At 70.3% G+C, this 256-nt stretch carries 1 protein-coding gene; it reads right to left on the bottom strand.

Annotated elements, in window-relative coordinates:
- Positions 1 to 256: SDR family NAD(P)-dependent oxidoreductase (locus CVH10_RS22275; RefSeq protein ID WP_146143287.1), on the bottom strand; the 256-nt coding region annotated here is incomplete at both ends.

Here is a 256-nt window from a genome sequence, read left to right as displayed (position 1 = left end):
GATATCGGCATCGGCCCCGCCCATTTCGGTGCGGACCCAGCCCGGATGCAGCAGCAGCACGCCGAAGCCGGCCTCGCGGTGGCGGATCTCGAAGCTGCGCACCAGGGTGTTGAGGGCGGCCTTGCTCGCGCGGTAGGTCTCCCAGCCGCCGGACTCGTTCAGGGCGACGCTGCCAAGGATCGAGCTCATGAAGGCGACGAGGCCGTTCGGCGCGAGCCGGTCGAGGAAGGTCTCGGCGAAGCGCACCGGGCTCACC

Source organism: Halomonas sp. ND22Bw (assembly GCF_003011945.1).
GTDB lineage: Bacteria > Pseudomonadota > Gammaproteobacteria > Pseudomonadales > Halomonadaceae > Halomonas > Halomonas halophila.
The sequence above is the reverse complement of the archived record's forward strand: the minus strand, read 5'-3'. Positions and strand labels throughout refer to the sequence as shown.